The organism is Polaromonas sp. P1_G2 (assembly GCF_056405515.1).
Genome location: NZ_JBFUBY010000488.1, coordinates 1 through 1,524 on the forward strand (window position 1 = coordinate 1; position 1,524 = coordinate 1,524).

General features: G+C 60.0%; 2 protein-coding genes. Both read left to right on the plus strand.

Annotated features, from left to right (window positions below; all coding sequences use genetic code 11):
- A partial coding sequence (locus tag AC1D0P_RS25535; RefSeq protein ID WP_477679290.1) for a spore coat protein U domain-containing protein occupies positions 1-645 on the plus strand: 645 nt, incomplete at its 5' end.
- A 223-nt stretch (positions 646-868) separates the two neighbouring features.
- Positions 869-1,524: Csu type fimbrial protein (locus AC1D0P_RS25540; RefSeq protein ID WP_477679291.1), on the plus strand; the 656-nt coding region annotated here is incomplete at its 3' end.

A 1,524-nucleotide genomic window follows, 5' to 3' on the forward strand; every position in this document is an offset into this window, starting at 1 on the left:
GGTTTCAACCCCGGCGCCGGAAGCACCAACCAGGCGGTGAACGGCACCGGCGCGGCCAACCAGATCGCCTACGACCTTTTCAGAACGGCGCCCGGGAACGGGGAATGGGGCTATACCAATGCCACCGACTTCGCGGGAACGATCACCTTCGGCAGCGCCCTGACGGCCAGCGTCACGCATGTCTTTTACAGCCGCATTGCCGCCGGGCTCAACAAGAACGCCAAGATCTTCACCGACACCGTGACCATGCGCCTGCGCTACGACAACGGCCCCAACAACAACACGGACGTCTTTCCCACCTTCCCCGTGAGCATCAACAACCAGTCCATCTGCCTGCTCAGCACGCCACCCGGGAACATCGTGTTCAACTACACCTCGTTCCAGCCGACTCCCGCCACGGCCAGTACAGCCTATGCCGTGCGCTGCACCATTGGCGAGCCCTACACGATGGCCCTGGATGCGACGGCGGGAAACCTGCTCGGCCTCAATTACAGCCTGGCGCTGAGCAATCCTGGAGGCCAGACAGGCACCGGCTTCCCGCAGAATTTCACCATCAACGGCACCATTGCTGCGGGCCAGTCCGGCACTTGCGGAGGGGGTATTTGTACCAGCGCGGCGCCGCGCACCCTGACCGTGACGTATTGACCTCGCAGTCCTCTTTTTTTCTTGTTTATGCAAGCGGCCAAGCCGCTTGCCTCCCCCGTCACAGTGTGACTTTTGTCACGAATTCTCAGCGCCTGAGTTCATGAAAGCAGCGCGATTCAGCGCAATGCAGCACCATTCACCATACTGCTACAAGACGTTACTATCACTACCTGAAAGTCGTCGTGTCTGGCAACAGCCTGGGCAGATGCAACGGAGTCAATCGATGAGTGCTTCTTACGCATTGCGCAGCGTCCTGATAGCCTTGCTATGCATTTGCGCACTGCGGGCCCAGGCCGCCATTGTTTGCAACGTATCGTCTTCCGGTTTCACGGCTTACTATTTCGAAAACGATCCCAACCCGACCAACGGCACCGGAAGCTTTACGGTGAGCTGCAGCCGGACAGCGGGCGACGCTATCACGTTCGCCTACACCCTGACCTCGGACGACGGCCTGCATGAAAGCGGCGGCTTCAACCGGGCGTTCAATGGAGCAGGAGGAACAGGCGCAGCCAGGATGAACTACAACCTCTACCGTGACGCGGGCCTCACCCAGCGGTGGGGCAATAGCACAGCGCTGGACTTTACCGGCACCGTCAATTTCGGCACTGCCGCCACCTTGTTCGCCACCCATACCCAGACCTACTACACCACCATCCCCGCCGTCCAGAACAAGAACGCCGGCCTCTTTACCGACACAGTGACCATGAGGCTGTGCAACTCCCTGGGTACAGGTTGCGGCACCGGCAACCTGTCGAATGGCACCTTCCCGGTCACCATCAACAACAACTCGCTGTGTCTGCTGACCACCCCCCCGGGCAGCATCAGCTTCAACTACACCTCGTTCCAGGTAGCGAATGCGACGGCCAATACGTCCTACAC